Raw genomic sequence first — 15,635 nt, forward strand, 5'->3', positions numbered from 1 at the left:
TGCTTCACTCAGCCGGCCTGGTTCGGCGGCCAGTTCTGCGTCTTGGTCTTGCTGACCCATTCGAGGAAGTCGGCGAGATCGTTTACTTCCTGGTCCGTCAGTTTGAACTGCGGCATCTGGCGGCGGCCCTCGATGCCAGAAGGCTGGGCGGCCATCCACGCATGGAGAGCTTCACGGGCGCTGACGGGATCCTTGTCGCCGCCCCATCGTATCCACACGTTCGACAGCTCCGGCGCAAAGTAGGCGCCCTCGCCATCAAGGGTGTGGCAGTTGATGCAAGCGTTTTTTTCCCAAATGCGCTTTCCGCGTGCCACGCCCTCGGTAAGGGTCGTCTCGTCGGTCGACACGGTGCGGATGTAGTAGTGACTGTGGGCCGTGAGACCCAGGAAGATTGCGAAGAAGAATGCGGAGCCGCCGTAGAACACGTTTCGGGCCGCGGTTTTTGTCAGGCGTTCAGCCATCGATCATCCTTTCATGTCATTGGCGGAACCGCCTTGACGTCGGAAATCGAGCACAATGGCTCGTCGTCACGAGATGAGCGATTTTCGGCAGGGGGTCTTTGTGGATTCGCAATCAGCGAAACGATTGAGCGGCCCGTGTTTGCGGAGAGTCCACCGCGTCTTTCGAAGCGGTCCTTGCGAGCTGCACTAGACAGGCAGAGTCTGCAGAATTGACCGGCAGATACTCACGACTGAACGTAGCGAGTCCCGCAGCTTAGACATATTGACGTCGTGCGGCGTTCGCGAAATGCTGGTGTGGGTCGATTATGCTCGTTCTATTCGGTTGCCTGCTCCGGTAACGGCTTGTTTGCGTAATATTTCGCCGCCGCCTCGATTTCCTCTGGCGTCATCGCGCGAGCGACATTTCGCATTTGACCGGTGATGTCGTTCTCACGCGCACCTGAGGCGAATGCGGCGAGCTGAGTCTTCAGGTACAGCTCGGACTGACCTTCGAGCCAAGGGCTGCCCAGTTTGTTTTCGATACTCCCGTGACAGGACCCGCACGGAGCGATGCCCCTGATAGGCGCGCCGCTTGCCACGATACGAGGAACAGGGTTTCCTCCAGTCGGATGAAAGCCTGGCAATCTCGGTAGATACGCGTAATAGGCGGCCAGATCGTGCATGTCCCGCTCGGAAAGATTCGCCGCAAAGGGGGACATGACCGCGTTGACCCGGACACCGTCCTTAAAGTCCCTGAGCTGCTTGTAGATCACGCTAGCATACTGCCCCGCGAGGTTCGGAGAGTCGGCCCGGCTTATGCCCGTTGGTCCGTGGCAGATCGCGCATTGCTGCGCCAGCGTGGCACCACGACCGATCGCGGCGTCGTCGCGGATTCCGGATACCGCGGATGCGATCTTTACCAGAGACGTCTTGTACTCGGCTTTCACCGTTTCGCCCGTCTGGCTAGCGCGGGGCACACCAGCCGCACGACAGATCGAATCCCAGAGGCTCGCGCCCTGGTGCCCTGCCTCGAGTTTCGGAAGCAACACGAACCCTAGGGCCACTGACATGAGAAGGATTCCGGCGGTCACCGCAACGCTGTTAAAGGTCCACCTGCTGTTGATCTTTCCGAGGTCCGGCTCGGCCATCACTTCGCTCCAACGTAGACGGCGGGCACCGAGGTGTCGCTTCTGACAGCGAGCTGCAAGATCGGGTACCCGTAGTTAGTGACGGTTAGGCCGATCATCAGCGCCACCCACAGTCCGTAGCTGTTAAGAAGAGCCGGTACTCTGGTAGGTGGATGGACTGCGAGCGCGAACCGGTACTCTTCCGCAGGTGCCGAAGACCGAAACTGTGAGCGCAATAGCACCGTGATGAACAGGAGGCCCGAAACGACGAGGATGAAACCACCAATCGCTGAGAAGACCACAGTGATTGCTTCGTTGGCCAGGGCTGGCTCGGTGAAGTCGAAGTACGCCATCCGACGCGGCATCCCTAGGATACCGACATAATGCCATGGAAAAGTTGTGACTATCATCCCGATAAACCAAAGCCAGAGCTGCAGCCGAACCGTGCTCAGATTGACGAGAGGACGGCCGGTTAGATGGGGCCAAAGATCGTAGGCGATCGCGAAATACATGATCACAATCGCTCCCCCGAAAATCAGGTGGAAGTGTCCGGTAATCCACTGCGTGTTGTGGATCGTTGTGTCGAGCTGGTAGCTCATGTTGATGAGACCGCCTGCCCCGCCGAACCCCAGCATCACGAATGAGAAGGTTACGGCGAGCATCATCGGATTGCGCCAAGGAAGCGCCTTGATCCAACCGAATGGCCCCGTACCACCGCGCGCCCGCGCCGCGATCTCTACCGAGGCACAGATGGTGAAAACGGTAAGCAACGTTGGCAGCGCGACCATCGCGGTAAATGCCGAGTGGACGAACTTGAAGCCGGCTCCAACCTGCGGATCCGCGAAGGCATGATGGATGCCGATAGGCATCGCCACGATAAGGAAGAGAATGAACGAGATGCGGGCCATGGTATCGCTATAGACCCGGCCGCCGATCGCTCTCGGCACTATCGTGTAGTACGCGATGTAGGTCGGCATCAGCCAAAAGTACACGATCGCGTGCAGCGTCCAAGAGAAGAAGACGCGGGCCAGACCGGCGTCGATCGTATTCTTGACGCCCAATGCCACCGGCAGGATCTGCAGCAGCAACTCCAGGGCCGCCCCGACGGCCGTCCAAGCCCAAAGGTAGGAGCCAGCGACGTTGGCGAACATGGGAAGCGGAACCGGCACTCCCGGATTGGCCTTCTTCCAGATCCGAAGGTTGACCGACATTAAGGCCACCCAGATCCATGAACCCACTACGACCATCACGACGCCGAGGTAGTAGAAGGGACTGCCGATCAGAGGGGGATAGAAGGTGTACAGGACCGACGCGAGGCCCAGAGCGACGGGAACCATTGCGACTAACGCGCCAACTGCGATAAGCCAGAAGCCGATCCATGCCCATCGAGCGCCGACGAGCTTTTGCTTGAGCGATGACTCGCTGATCGCGTAACCAAAACCCATGGCGACCAAGGTTGGGAACACATACCCCATCACGGTGCCGTGCGCGGTAAGCGAACGGTAGTACCATTCGGGATTGCTCACCCAGTTGGAAAGCGGACTGCGGACGTACATCTGCCAGGCACCGAGAAGAAGCGCCGCGCCGAATGCTGCAAAAGCCAGCCAGAAGTGCGCCAGGATGAGTTTGCGGTTAAAGAGCACAGGACAATCTCCTCTTGTCGGCGATTTCGGCGAGGAACTCCTGTTTGTCTACTACCTTGACTTTGCCCCACATTCCCTCATGGCCGACGCTGCAGAATTCCTGACAAGGCATCAAATGTTCGCCCGGCGACGAGAACGACGCTTGCAGAACAGACACGTAGCCGGGAACCAACATGGTGTTGATGTTGGTACCCTGCACCAGAAGCCCGTGCACGACGTCGGCGCTTGTAGCTCTCAATGTGATTGGAGTCCCGGCCGGGACTACGAGACAGGGTGGTGAGAAGGAATATTGCTGACCCACCGCTCGAACCGTTACCGATCCGTCGCTCTCGACTGCGCTCCCAAGATTGGCTTCGATGAACTCGCCCTGCAGATGGATCGTGGTCGGATCGACAGTCTCTACGGTTCTCTGCGGCATCGTTGCCTGATGAATTCCCGCGAAGGCGGCCATTCCCGCGAGGAAGGCGATCAGCAATACCGAGATCGCGGCCCATCTCCGCTCAACCCGTGCCGCGACGTCGGCTCCATTTCCGTTCGTTTCCATTAGTATCCGCTCCGGGGCACGAAAACGAGAACATAGAAGAGCAGCCACATGAGTAGCACGAGTGCGGTAGCAACACCGGCAACCCAGATCGCTCCTATCGGGCCTCGAGCCACTATCGCTTCGACGGCCTTGTCATCCGGCGCAGCGCCGGGATCGGAATTCAGCATCGTATCCCTCATTCCAGTGGTGCTGATCTAAGTCTATTGGCGTCTGCGGCGGTCACGGGCGTGCCTCTGTTGCCCCATGCTGTCCGGATGTACGACACGACGGCCGCGACTTCGTCGTCGGAGAGCGTGACAGCAAACGGCGGCATGCCGTGAGGCATAGGATTTCTCAACGTCGCTGGTGGATAGCCTCCGTTGAGAACCATACGGATTCCGTTGACCGCCGACTCCATCTGAATCGACTGGTTGCCCGCGAGCGGCGGATAGTGTGGCGGTTTCCCTTCGCCTTTCGCGCCGTGACAGCTCGCGCAGTCGCGATCGTAGACTGTCTTCCCGAGCGCGGTCAGCAGACTCGCCTCTTCAGTTCGGACATCGGAGCGCGGGGGCTCGGGCGCGTCCTGCGCGATGCTCTTCAGATAGATGGCCATGGCACGTGTATCGTCGTCCGTCATGTACTGGAGGCTGTTGTAGACGACTTCGGCCATGGGCCCATAGACGGCTCCGCGCGTGGAAACACCTTTCTGGAGCAGGTCGGAGATTTCCTCGATCGACCAGTCGCCGAGGCCCGCTTCCTTGTTCGACGTTAGCGAGGGGGCATACCAGTCCTGCATGGGTATCAGACCGCCTTGGAAGGCCTTCGATTCCGACGTTCCACCGAGTGCGTTGATCGGGCTGTGGCACATGCCGCAGTGACCAAGCCCTTCGACCAGGTAGGCACCGCGGTTCCATTCGTCAGACTGTTGCGAGTTCGGCTTGAACTCGCCTTCATTGAAGAAGAGCGTGCGCCAACCCAGGATGAGGGACCGATTGTTGTAAGGGAAGCTAAGGTCATGCGGCCTGTTTGGCTGCCGGATCGGAGAAAGCGACTTCAGGTACTCGAATATCGCATCGCTGTCCTCGCGGGTGACCTTCGTATAGGATGGAAACGGCATCGCTGGGTAGATCAGGCCGCCGTCCGGGAAGCGCCCGTTGTGCATCGCCCCGTAGAACTCATCGGCGGACCATTTGCCGATACCCGTCTCCGCATCAGGAGTGATGTTTGAGGCGAATAGCGTTCCAAACGGTGTCGGCATCGCCCGTCCGCCCGCGAACACCTTTCCCTCGGGCGCCGTGTGACAGGCTACGCAATCGCCAGCGCGTGCGAGATACTCACCCTTTTTTACGACGTCGGAGCGCAGGTCGCTCGCCGGGTCTTGTGCGGCTGCAGGAGCGAGGGCCAGCACGAGGGCAGCCGACGCGCCAAACAGGATCGTCTTTGCGTCGAACTTTGGGTTCATTATTGCTTCCCCCCGTCAGGCTGGCTTCCGCATGCAAAGGGAAGAGCGAACGAACCGGCGGGGGACGGAGCCGCACTGGCCGGCTGTGCTAACGTCGCAAGGTAGGCGGCAACGGCGCGCACGTCGTCTTCCGTAAGATGTCCTGCGACTATCTGCATACAGTCGGGAGCCTTCGCGGTTCTGGTGCCATAGCGCCATGCGCCTAGCTGCGCGCTTATGTAGCTTGAGCGGAGGCCAAGAAGCCCCGGAATTCCAGGTGCCTGTCCAGTTAAGCCCCCCCCGTGACAGCCGACACACGCGGGAATCGAACGGTCGAGATCACCCTGCGTCACGAGCGCGTGGCCGTGATCGAGAAGCTCCTTGCTAACATCCGGTGGGTTTTGCTTCGGAAGCTCGGGCCGCTGGCCGCTGAAATATTCGGCGAACTGCCGCAGATAGTTATCTGTCAGGTAGGCAAGCAGGTAATTCATGGGCGGGTATTTACGACGCCCGTTCTTGAAGGCCTCAAGCTGGTTATACAGATAGCCGGCGGGCTTGCCGCCCAGGCGTGGAAAGTAAGGATCGTTGGTGCCGCGGCCCTGAAGCCCGTGACAAGGAGTGCAGGCCTGCACCCTTTCTGCCATGTCGGGAGGGTAGGTCTGCGCTTGTTGAGCTGCCGCCGTCGCGAGCCCCCAGATCAAAAGACAGAGCGACAACACGACAATCCGCATGCCCCACTTCCTCCTCGAACACGCCGTCGTTACCGATTGTGATCGCTGTTAAAAGTGGCGCGTCAGGCTTCCCAGTCAATCGCAAAATCGAAGTTTTTCTAGACTCGGCTTATGCCGCCGCGGTCATGCGCTCTCGGTATGTGAAGGCGAAGAGCCGCAGCGTTGAAAAACTGCATGAGGAGATGAAGGTAATCGCTATCTTTGGATAGCAAAAATCAAACTGCGCGCTATCTCAATAGTGTACTTCGCAACCGGAACCGCGTGTTCCAAGCGAGATCGTCGCTAGGCCGTGCCGGTTGCCACTTGCGCTCTAGGACGAAAGGAACCTCTGGGCCAATGCTACTAGCAACAGGATCGCTCCCCAGCCATTAATCGCGACGAACATCGTGGCTTGGCCGTTGCGTAAACCGAGGAAATCGAGAGAGACGACCCTTACTTTGCAGGCGGCGATGGTTGCTATCGCTACGGCGAGGGCAAGACCGCCGCGCCCAAATGCGAGTGTCAGTACGACTGTGCACGCGCTTAGGGCAAGAAGGATGACGAGCGCCTGCGTGGTCGCTCGCTTCGATAGGAAGCGGCATTTCATATGAGGTACACGATCGGAAACATGACGAGCCAGACGATGTCGATGACATGCCACAGCGTCGTCATGAGGTGGACGTTCTGGGGGGATGGAAAGCGGGCCAGCAGCGCCAGCACCAGCGAACCGAAAAGGACGTGAACGAGATGAAATCCCGTCATCAGAACATAGAGGGTCGAAATAGCGTCGTCCGAAAGCAGCGACGCACCTTCCAGACTGTATTCGTATAACTTTAGGGCAACGAATAGCAGTCCTCCTGCCGATGCCGCACCCAGTGCGATCCTTCTCTTGATCAGTGGCAGTGGCGTCGCAGCGATCGCCGCTGCCCATCCGCTAAGCAGGAGGACGGCAGTGTTAACAGCGGGAACGACAAGCGTCATTCGAGCTCGTCCCGCTGCCACTTCCTCTGGATGAAGCCAAGAGACAACAACGAAAGCGATTAGGAGCGCGCCAAACGCGGCAAGCTCGCTCCAGGCGAGGATCCAGACGAGAAGATCGTCGCCGGCCCCCGCGTCTTCAATGTTCTGAGGAGTATTGGCAAGGATGGTCATGACGAATGAAATAAGAGGGTCGTGAGCGCCCGTCTTTGCCAAAAGGCAAACGCGGACGATCGTAATCGTCTCTTAACTGCAAGCTGCGAAAATGATCATGCCCTGGAGGTGACATGCCCGAAGAGTTACGGGCCGGCCAGTGTTCAGAGTAGCCGGTCCCGTTATCTTCCACTTGCGGCCATTCCGTCATCTCTTTGATCGATCTCAAAGAAAGGTGTCGCGCACCGTTTTATGGTCTCCGGAAAAGGAGACTGTCATGACCGACGCTCAGATCGGACTGTCGATCGCAACCCCTGTAATAGTGATCTTCGCCATCACGCTCTATCGCATGGGCGTATTGCAACGAACCGGCGTCGTCTCAGCGGTTATCGCCGCGGGCGCTATCGCTGCCAGCCTCTTTCTTCAGAGGTGAGACATGGAAAATCTACAAATGCGCCGCTTCGCTGATCTCGAGGCCTGCTACGGTCAGCTCATGTCATGGTGCGATCTGTTGGAGGCGATTGCCGACTTTCTCCCATGTCATCTCGACGGGAGGCTTTGCGATACCCTGACACTCGGTCTCGTCCCTCTCTTACAGGAAACGCATCGCCTGGAGGAACAGGTATTGTCGGAGGGCCTATGCCACATCATGACAGACGCGGAGCGGTCCGACGCGGAGGAGCAACGGCGGCGTGAGCGTATCAGCGATCTTGAGAGCGCATGCGAAGTGGTGGATGTCCTCATTTCGCTCAGGGATGGCGGCTGCCGCCTTCCTTGGGACGCCATCGGATATCTGCTGAGGTCGTTCTTCTGCGCGATGCGGAAGCACATAAGGGCGGAACGGCAGTTTGTCCTTTTGATAAAGAAGGCGATGGCTCAGCAACAGATAGCTGTCAATGATACCACAGCAGCCACCGTGCAAGCGGCGTAAGGTAGTGAGCATGCGTAGAAACCTCGTTCGTGTTCTTGACGGCGAAACTCTCTCACCACCCCCGATCTGGCTGATGAGGCAGGCGGGTCGGTATCTTCCCGAGTATCTCGAAACGCGTGCGCACGCGGGAAGCTTCCTTCAGTTATGCTACAACCCTGAACTCGCGACGGAGGTCACCCTCCAGCCGATACGGCGGTTCGGGTTCGACGCAGCGATCCTCTTTTCCGACATCCTCGTCATTCCGGATGCGTTGAAGCGCAATGTTCGTTTCAACGAGGGGCACGGACCGGTAATGGACCCGATCGACGAGGACAGCATCAAGGCGCTCGACGCCGAAAACGTCTTCGCTCACCTGAGCCCGGTACTTCAGACGGTCGAGAAACTCCGGACCAAGCTTCCTGCACCGACCGCCCTGCTCGGCTTCTGTGGAGCGCCCTGGACGGTGGCGACCTATATGGTCGCTGGGAGGGCCACTCCGGATCAGGCCCCGGCCCGTCTTTTCGCCTATCGATATCCGAAGGCCTTCGAACATCTCCTCTTGTTGTTGGCCGATGTTTCTGCCGAGTATCTCGTAGCTCAGCTCGACGCGGGCGCCGATGCAGTCCAGATCTTCGACTCTTGGGCGGGCGTTCTCGGTGAACCGGAGTTCGAAGCGTATGCGGTCAAGCCGGTCGCGCGGATGATCGAGTTCATTAGGTCCAGGCGGCCATCGGCGAAGATCATAGCCTTTCCCAAAGGAGCAGGATGCTTGCTAAAAGACTATCGCCGCAAGACCGGAGCGCACGCCATCGGTCTTGACTGGACCGTCCCACTCGACTTGGCCTGCGAGCTGCAGAAGGACGGACCCATCCAGGGCAATCTTGATCCCATGCGGCTTGCAGCGGGGGGAAATACGCTTGATGAAGGCGTAGACGCGATTTTGCAGCGCCTAGGCAACGGCCCGCTAATCTTCAACCTAGGCCACGGGATCATTCCCCAGGTAGCTCCCGAAAACGTCCGGCGCCTGATCGACCGCGTAAGGAACAGACCTGAATCATAGCTCTTTTGCGACACTTCTAGGAGGCTTCGCGGCATCGCCCCGCCTCGGCGAGATCTCACGCCTGAACGATACGCTTATAAACCACACCCGGCTGGTATTGAAAGCCTCCGATAATCGGACGCGAGCGGACCGTCCCTATCGTTCGCTTGCTTGATTTGCATCAACGCTCCGCATCCACTCCTCATGTTTGATGACAAGGAACAATGGAGGTAGCAACGATGTACGCGAATGACATCATCCCAATTGGCGACGACGCTCTATCGACAGCGGTCAGGAGCCGTCTGCAACTCGAACTCGGGCTGACCCATCAGGAAGTGAAGGCGACCGTTTCAAAGGGAGTCGTGACGCTGCGCGGCAAGCTTGGAAGCTCTTCCAGACGGGAAGCCGCGAAGGTCTCAGCAGAAAGCGTGCACGGGGTGAGAAGAGTCGTAAACGACATCTCAACCGCCTACCATATGGTTGCCGGCGGACGCGGCTTAGCGTTTTGAACGAGATGGTCGGCCGTCACGCCAAACAGCGGACGACCTTCGGCTAGTTCAGCGTGGTGAGAGTTCCCGATAAAGATCTTTGGCGGCATAAGCGGATCAAAGCCTGTTCGCCTTTGGAAGCTCAGCCCGACACTGGGAGATCAGGATCCTGGCGCCGCATGAGCTTCTCCTCCCCTCAGACTTCCGTGCCTTCCAGCAGTATCTTGGTTCATTGGGTTTTAGGCCGGAGCACCAGTAGAGCGGCTTAGCGGTGTCCCGCCCTATAGAGGTTGCCTCCAGCCCTCGCTGCCGACGACGTCGTGTCGAAAGTCGGTCGGTAGCGCCGTTTCCTTCGAGCCTCGCATTCTCAATCGTACCAAAAGCCGCCCTCACCCCAACGGCGTCGCTATGGCTGGCGCGGAGGAGCTCTCACAACAGGCGAGCAGCGTCAGATGAGCCGAACCCGCAGCGTTAAGAACTGCGGGCCCCGGTCTGTTGACTGAGTGCGAAAATGCACGGCGCGGCTCAGGCCGCTTTGCTATGAGTTCTGCCCGATGCACCCAGGTAGGCGTCGAAGGCAGCAGCAACAGCGCGTACCATGAACCGCGAATCCTTGGTCACGGACACGCGGCCATCGACGGCCACGGCGACACCATCTCGAACGAGTTCATCAAGACGCTCGTTGCGGCCGAGCAGGAACTCGACCTCGTATCCAGCCTTGCTGCTGAGGTTGACGAGGTCTACCTCGAAGTCGCACATCAGGCGCTCGATGACCTTTGCCCGCAACCTGTCTTCGTCGGTAAGCAGGTATCCTTTGGCGGTGGGGAGGATGCCGGCCGCCACCATTTCCGTATAACGACCTATCGCCACATGGTTCTGGTAATAACCTGAGGAGAGACGGCCGATCGAGGACGCGCCCAAGCCAATCAGAGTGTCGCAGTCATCGGTCGTATAGCCCTGGAAGTTCCTGTGGAGCCGGCCCTTCGAGGCTGCGACGGCAAGTTCATCCCCAGGCAATGCGAAGTGGTCCAAGCCGATCCGCACGTAGCCCGCGGCCACGAGTTCCTGAGCGATTGCCTCCGCCTGCTTATTGCGTTCAGACGCGCCCGGAAGCGCGGTTTCGTCGATCAAGCGTTGATGCTTCTTGAAGGCCGGAACATGCGCATAGCCGAAGACTGCGAAGCGCTCTGGACGTAGTTCGACAGCCATCTGAACCGTCTCGATGCAGGACTCGACAGTTTGAAATGGCAGGCCGTAGATTAGGTCGAAGTTGATGCTCGTCACGCCATATGCACGCAAGCCCACCACAGCCGCCTTCGTCTGGTTGAAGGTCTGGATTCTGTTGATCGCCTTCTGAACGACCGGATCGAAGCTCTGGACGCCCAAGCTCGCCCGGTTCACGCCGTTTTCGCCGAGCGCTGCGATCATCTGGCTGTCAAGCGTCCTGGGATCGATCTCCACGGCGATGCCGGCGTCGTCCTCGAAGGCAAAGGATGCCCTGAGCTTTTTCATTAGAGCTGCGAACTCGTGCGGTTTCATGATGGTCGGCGTACCACCACCGAAGTGCACGTTCCGAACGGGAATGCTTCCATCGGCGGCCTTCGCGACCAGTTCGATCTCGCGGCTCATGACGTCCAGATAATCGAGGATCGGAGCGTCCTTCTGGGTGATCGTCGTGTGACAGCCACAGTACCAGCACATCGATCGGCAAAATGGTACGTGGAGATATAGCGACACGGGATCCCCCCGTGCGACGTCCTTTAACGCTGCTGCATATTCCTCGGGGCCGACAGTTTCTCCGAACGCAGGAGCGGTTGGATAGCTCGTATAACGAGGGAGGCGCGCTTCGCCGTATTTGGCCACCAGATACTTCGACATCATCTTGTCCGTTGTTAAGATCATGCCCCCCTTATGGCTTCCTGCGCGAACGTGTTCCTTGTCATATGTCAATGAACGAAACTGAATATTGGCGCAAACCTTCCTGAAGTTTGTTGCCTGTCAAAGTTCGTGAGCTCGTCGGCGGCTATCGTCCGATCCGACATCGTGGCGTGCCGCCGTCCGTCAACTAACCCTAAAGCGGCCATCGAAAGGAAGATTCAGTTTCATGTCCGAGATATCAGATCAATCCACCGGCATCCCCCATATCGACGTTCGCATCCTACCACCTAGCGAACGTCACCCTCGGATCTTTGGCACTCTGCATACACTGACACCGGGCGATCTGCTGCACATCACGAGCGACCATGAACCGCGGCCGCTTCAGTACCAGCTCGAAACCGCGTTACCTGGCAAGTTTTCCTGGGAGTATCTCGAACAGGGGCCGGACGTCTGGCGGGTCGAAATTATCCGTCTTGACGCCGGCTGCGACTGCTGCTGCGGAAGCCACTAGGAAAGGAGAAGCGCGATGATGCCCATGGGGACGAGCCTGTCGCGGTGGACGATGTCCTACTTCGCAGCGGCGCTCTTCTTTCTGCTGCTTTCGGAGGGTCTGTTAGCGGCAGGTTGCTGGGCGCCGTCTCTCAACGTTGCAGAGCCCCGTGCTCTCATCATCGTGCATTCAACCACCATCGGCTGGCTCCTATTGCTGATGATTGGCGCGCTTCTGCAATTCGGACCTGTCCTGACAGGTCTGGATCTGCCTAAAGGCAACCTCGACCTGCTCGTGCTCTGCGGCATCGTAGTCGGCTTGGTCTTGCTGCTTTCGGGTTTCTATCTCATCGATTCCGGTTCCCAATTTGCCGGCCCGGCAATGACCGGAGCAGTCGCAGTACTTGTCCCATCAATTTTGTCGACCGCGTCGGTGCTCTTTCTTTTGCTCTGGCGCGGCCGGCGGGCCCATGAGGCCTCGCCGTACGTCCTCATCGGGATTGCGAGTCTCGCAGCCACTGTAGGCCTGGGATCGCTGTTCGCGCTGGTGGTTTCAGGGGCGGTGGGCGTGCCTTCGCTTGTCACCTACGTTTTGGCGGCAGTGCCACTGCATGCCGGCTTCGGCCTCGTAGGCTGGATGACCTTTGCTGCGGTGGGCGTAAGCTACAAACTTCTGCCGATGTTCCTGCTCTCCGATGACATGAAGCAGTCGAAGACGCTCCGCCGCAGCAGTATCGCGGTCGTTGTCCTGCTCGCGCTTTCCGCTGGCACGCTTGTTATTGACGCCCCTTTCGCCCGCACCCTGGGACTTCTCGCCACTCCCTTCTTTCTGCTGGCGGTCGGCGCCTACATCGTCGAGCTGGTGCATGCCTATAAGACCCGGCGACGGAAGGTGCTCGAGGTGAACACCTTTTGGTCGCTTCCTGCCTTTGCCATGTTCAGCGTAAGCGCGGCGGCTTTCCCTATCGCCATGATGGCAGGCGCCGACGACAAGATCTTCGTGTCGCTGGCCTATCTGTTCGTCTTTGGCTGGCTGACCGGACTTGGACTCGCTCAGCTCTTGAAGATCGTGCCTTTCCTGACATGGATCGAGGCTTTCGGGCCGCTTCTGGGACGTCGCCCGACGCCGAAGCTGGCGGATCTCATCAGCGGCAGCCGCGCCTCGGTCTGGTTCACAGTGTTCTACGGCGCCGTCGTGGTATCGGCTGCTGCGATTCTCTTTGCTCAAGACGGCGTTTTCCGCATCGCCGCCTTCGCTCAAACTCTCTCGACAGGCGCCATCGTCCTGGAACTCGCACTTTCGCGATCCTTGGCGTGCGTCGACGCAGATACAAAGAAAAGTCCATTCAAACACCCGGCCTTCTTCTTCGCCGGCAACCACAGAGGTGACGCCAATGGTTCAGCTTCGTGAACTCGACGTACGACAGATTCTCCGCGACGGAGGCATGCCGTTCCAACTGATCATGGATACTTTTGCCAGCCTGCAGCCTGGTGAGGGCGTCCGCCTACATGCGATTTTCGAGCCCCGGCCGCTAATCCGCCAGCTCACGGACCGCGGCTTCGAACATACCGCCCGGCGCATCGCTGATGACGATTGGGAGATAGATTTTGTCCCAAAGGGCGCGGCCGAAGAGGCCTCGGCACCCGACGCGCTATGGCCTGAGCCTGTTTGGAATCTGGACCTCACCGACCTTCCGCCGCCAGAGCCAATGGAGCGAATACTCGCGAGGCTCGAAATGATGGACAGCGGAGAAGTGCTGTTTGCGCTGCTCAACCGAGAACCCGTCTTTCTATTCAACGAACTGAAGGAGCGCGGTCATGAATGGATCGGTAACTTCGACGAGACGGGCAAGATCTACCGTATCATGATCCGTTGCACGCCGCGGGACGGGGCCAATGCCAAAACCTGAGATAACCTCCGACGTGGTGCGTGATGCTCTCCGAGACATCGAAGACCCCGAGATCGGAACGAACATAGTGGATCTCGGCTTGATATACGACGTCAGCATCGATGTCGATCGGGCGGTCATCGTCAAGATGACCACGACCACTCGCTTCTGTCCCGCCTCTGCCTTTCTGGCAGATGCGGTTAAGACGCGGGTAGAGTCGTTGGAAGGTGTGTCGCAGACTACTGTGGAGCTCGTCTACGAACCGGCTTGGTCACCCGAAATGGCGGAGCTGTTTTCGTTTGGCTCCTCCACCAAATGAGGAGGAATGTGATGCCCGATCAGGTCGAGATGAAGGATTTTACCGTAGACGCCGACTTCCTAGCTAACCGGTTCGGCTTGCCGACCGAGACCCTCCGGCGTCAGATGCAGCAGGGCTTCGTGCGCAGCTTGGTTGAGCAAGGTCAAGGCGACGATGCGGGCAGAACACGACTGACGGTGCGCATCGGCAATCGATCCTGGGTCGCAGTGGTCACTGAAGACGGAACCAAGCTTAGCGAGCGGATGGTGTTCTGCGCAATGAAGTAGCGACTATCCGAAGTTTGATGTTAGCGGGTCCCTGAAGATGGCGTTTTCCGCATTTTTCCTACTTTGATTGTTCGGTTTATTTTTCGTCGGCGTTTGACGCGGCATGATGCTCGAACACCGCCAACTAGACGTGGTGAACTGGCTTTACTTTGCTGCAGATGGCGCGGGCGATGGGGAGCCCGACAACAGAAGTCTAATGCCAAGGCCTACCATTACAATGCCAGTAAAACGCTCCTGCCATGCCAAGAGCTTAGGCCAGCGATTGAGGAAGTGGCCAACCGATCCAGACGCCAAGGCGACGCCGCCCAACGAGAACACGCCGATCAGCTTTTGTATCGAACCCAGAACAAGAAGCTGCAACCAGACCGGACCTGCATTGGGATCGACAAACAGCGGCAAAAACGTGAACATGAACAAGAGAGATTTGCCGAGTGTGTTGCGGCGATCAAGTGAACCCACTATCAAAAGCGGCCACGCTCCTTTGTTGCGCCGGCAGGCTGCCTTTGCGCCAACCGGACATTCCATGGCCATGATGCCGGTGGGAGCTCGGGGCTCTCCAGAATGATCGGTGCACGGCCCCGAGCACACGCTCGGCTGCACGGGCGAGTCCCGCCGAACGACCTCCAACGATGACGATCACTCGATGCCACATCGTCCCTACTAAGCTGTGCTCTCGTTGTGTTCACACTGAGCTACACTTTTTCCACAATCTCTGGAACCTTTTGCCAACACCAGCATCCAATGCTGCATCCGATGAGAATCGGCATCCGAATTCACAGACAAAGGAGACCGTGATGTTCTCGAGATTCTTGACTGCTACCGCACTGGCAACCGCTCTTTCGACCGCAACTTATGCCGCCGACGCCCCCACGGATCCGCAGATCGCCCACATCGCCTACACGGCGGGCGAGATCGACGTCGCCGCTGCAAAGCAGGCTCTTGAGAAGAGCAAAAACGCCGAGGTCCGCCAATTCGCCGAAACGATGGAGCGAGACCACGAGGCCGTAAATCAGCAGGCGCTCGCGCTTCTTAAGAAATTGAAGGTTAAGCCTGAGGAAAATGCCACCAGCAAGTCTCTGGCGTCTGCCGCCAAGACGGAACTCAAGACGCTATCCAAGCTTCACGGGGCGGCGTTCGACAAGGCTTATGTCGACAACGAAGTCGCGTATCACAAACAGGTCAACAGTGCGCTCGAGATGCAGTTGATCCCGTCCGCGCAGAACGCCGAGTTGAAATCGCTCTTGCAGACGGGTCTGGCGCTGTTCAAGGAACATCAGACCCACGCCGAGCATCTTGCATCGATGATCAAGTAGGCTCGCCATGGCCCAGTCGTCGTGGATTT

General features: G+C 58.5%; 20 protein-coding genes. 10 read left to right on the forward strand and 10 right to left on the reverse strand.

The window, feature by feature from the left end:
* Positions 1–8: 8 nt before the first annotated feature.
* From QTL94_RS24050 to QTL94_RS24085, 8 genes are all read right to left on the reverse strand, one after another.
* Complete coding sequence (locus QTL94_RS24050; RefSeq protein WP_065692415.1) at positions 9–461, reverse strand: c-type cytochrome; 453 nt, start codon at positions 459–461, stop codon at positions 9–11.
* Between the two features lie 314 nt (positions 462–775).
* Positions 776–1,588 carry a c-type cytochrome gene (locus tag QTL94_RS24055; protein WP_065692414.1) on the reverse strand — a complete coding sequence of 271 codons (813 nt, stop codon included), beginning with the start codon at positions 1,586–1,588 and terminating at the stop codon, positions 776–778.
* Positions 1,588–3,210, reverse strand: a complete 1,623-nt coding sequence (locus tag QTL94_RS24060) for a b(o/a)3-type cytochrome-c oxidase subunit 1 (protein WP_065692413.1) — start codon at positions 3,208–3,210, stop codon at positions 1,588–1,590. The genes QTL94_RS24055 and QTL94_RS24060 overlap by 1 nt, the downstream gene beginning before the upstream one ends.
* Positions 3,200–3,754, reverse strand: coding sequence for a cupredoxin domain-containing protein (locus tag QTL94_RS24065; RefSeq protein ID WP_065692412.1), 555 nt, complete (start codon positions 3,752–3,754; stop codon positions 3,200–3,202). Before QTL94_RS24065 ends, QTL94_RS24060 begins: the two co-directional genes overlap by 11 nt.
* The gene (locus QTL94_RS24070; protein WP_198928719.1) at positions 3,754–3,921 is read right to left on the reverse strand and encodes a hypothetical protein; all 168 of its coding nucleotides are present in this window, start codon (positions 3,919–3,921) and stop codon (positions 3,754–3,756) included. The genes QTL94_RS24065 and QTL94_RS24070 overlap by 1 nt, the downstream gene beginning before the upstream one ends.
* Positions 3,922–3,929: 8 nt before the next feature.
* Entirely contained in the window at positions 3,930–5,195 is a 1,266-nt protein-coding gene (locus QTL94_RS24075) for a c-type cytochrome (RefSeq protein ID WP_065692411.1), read from the reverse strand.
* Entirely contained in the window at positions 5,195–5,905 is a 711-nt protein-coding gene (locus tag QTL94_RS24080; protein WP_065692410.1) for a c-type cytochrome, read from the reverse strand. Before QTL94_RS24080 ends, QTL94_RS24075 begins: the two co-directional genes overlap by 1 nt.
* Before the next feature lie 582 nt (positions 5,906–6,487).
* A complete protein-coding gene (locus QTL94_RS24085) occupies positions 6,488–6,865 on the reverse strand; it encodes a cytochrome c oxidase subunit 3 (RefSeq protein WP_354666075.1) in 378 nt (125 codons plus the stop codon).
* Between the two features lie 427 nt (positions 6,866–7,292).
* Here QTL94_RS24085 and QTL94_RS24090 point away from each other — a divergent pair, with 427 nt between their 5' ends.
* The 4 genes from QTL94_RS24090 to QTL94_RS24105 all read left to right on the forward strand — a co-directional run bounded on the left by QTL94_RS24090 (position 7,293) and on the right by QTL94_RS24105 (position 9,473).
* On the forward strand, positions 7,293–7,448 hold the full coding sequence (locus QTL94_RS24090; RefSeq protein ID WP_198928718.1) for a hypothetical protein: 156 nt from the start codon (positions 7,293–7,295) through the stop codon (positions 7,446–7,448).
* Between the two features lie 3 nt (positions 7,449–7,451).
* Complete coding sequence (locus tag QTL94_RS24095) at positions 7,452–7,946, forward strand: hypothetical protein (RefSeq protein ID WP_065692407.1); 495 nt, start codon at positions 7,452–7,454, stop codon at positions 7,944–7,946.
* Between the two features lie 10 nt (positions 7,947–7,956).
* Positions 7,957–8,985, forward strand: coding sequence for a uroporphyrinogen decarboxylase (gene hemE, locus QTL94_RS24100; protein ID WP_289803273.1), 1,029 nt, complete (start codon positions 7,957–7,959; stop codon positions 8,983–8,985).
* A 218-nt stretch (positions 8,986–9,203) separates the two neighbouring features.
* The gene (locus tag QTL94_RS24105; RefSeq protein WP_083199500.1) at positions 9,204–9,473 is read left to right on the forward strand and encodes a BON domain-containing protein; all 270 of its coding nucleotides are present in this window, start codon (positions 9,204–9,206) and stop codon (positions 9,471–9,473) included.
* Between the two features lie 504 nt (positions 9,474–9,977).
* Here QTL94_RS24105 and hemN read toward each other — a convergent pair.
* On the reverse strand, positions 9,978–11,330 hold the full coding sequence (hemN, locus tag QTL94_RS24110) for an oxygen-independent coproporphyrinogen III oxidase (protein WP_065692421.1): 1,353 nt from the start codon (positions 11,328–11,330) through the stop codon (positions 9,978–9,980).
* A 226-nt stretch (positions 11,331–11,556) separates the two neighbouring features.
* Between hemN and QTL94_RS24115 the strand changes: the two genes are divergently transcribed.
* The 5 genes from QTL94_RS24115 to QTL94_RS24135 are packed head-to-tail and all read left to right on the forward strand — an operon-like array spanning position 11,557 to position 14,293.
* Positions 11,557–11,841 (forward strand): DUF2249 domain-containing protein, encoded by a 285-nt coding sequence (locus QTL94_RS24115; RefSeq protein ID WP_065692405.1) that lies wholly within the window; start codon positions 11,557–11,559, stop codon positions 11,839–11,841.
* 15 nt (positions 11,842–11,856) lie between these two features.
* Complete coding sequence (locus QTL94_RS24120) at positions 11,857–13,230, forward strand: hypothetical protein (RefSeq protein ID WP_065692404.1); 1,374 nt, start codon at positions 11,857–11,859, stop codon at positions 13,228–13,230.
* Positions 13,214–13,729, forward strand: coding sequence for a DUF2249 domain-containing protein (locus tag QTL94_RS24125; protein WP_065692403.1), 516 nt, complete (start codon positions 13,214–13,216; stop codon positions 13,727–13,729). Before QTL94_RS24120 ends, QTL94_RS24125 begins: the two co-directional genes overlap by 17 nt.
* On the forward strand, positions 13,716–14,027 hold the full coding sequence (locus QTL94_RS24130; RefSeq protein WP_065692402.1) for a metal-sulfur cluster assembly factor: 312 nt from the start codon (positions 13,716–13,718) through the stop codon (positions 14,025–14,027). The genes QTL94_RS24125 and QTL94_RS24130 overlap by 14 nt, the downstream gene beginning before the upstream one ends.
* An 11-nt stretch (positions 14,028–14,038) precedes the next feature.
* The gene (locus QTL94_RS24135; protein ID WP_065692401.1) at positions 14,039–14,293 is read left to right on the forward strand and encodes a DUF6522 family protein; all 255 of its coding nucleotides are present in this window, start codon (positions 14,039–14,041) and stop codon (positions 14,291–14,293) included.
* Between the two features lie 144 nt (positions 14,294–14,437).
* Here the strand turns inward: QTL94_RS24135 and QTL94_RS24140 are convergent, their stop codons facing one another.
* Positions 14,438–14,818, reverse strand: a complete 381-nt coding sequence (locus QTL94_RS24140) for a LysE family translocator (RefSeq protein ID WP_244499520.1) — start codon at positions 14,816–14,818, stop codon at positions 14,438–14,440.
* Between the two features lie 269 nt (positions 14,819–15,087).
* On the opposite strand from QTL94_RS24140, the gene QTL94_RS24145 reads away from it, so the two are divergent.
* Positions 15,088–15,606, forward strand: coding sequence for a DUF4142 domain-containing protein (locus tag QTL94_RS24145; RefSeq protein ID WP_065692400.1), 519 nt, complete (start codon positions 15,088–15,090; stop codon positions 15,604–15,606).
* The last annotated feature ends 29 nt before the right edge of the window (positions 15,607–15,635 follow it).

The organism is Rhizobium sp. S96 (genome assembly GCF_030382195.1).
Classification (GTDB): domain Bacteria; phylum Pseudomonadota; class Alphaproteobacteria; order Rhizobiales; family Rhizobiaceae; genus Rhizobium.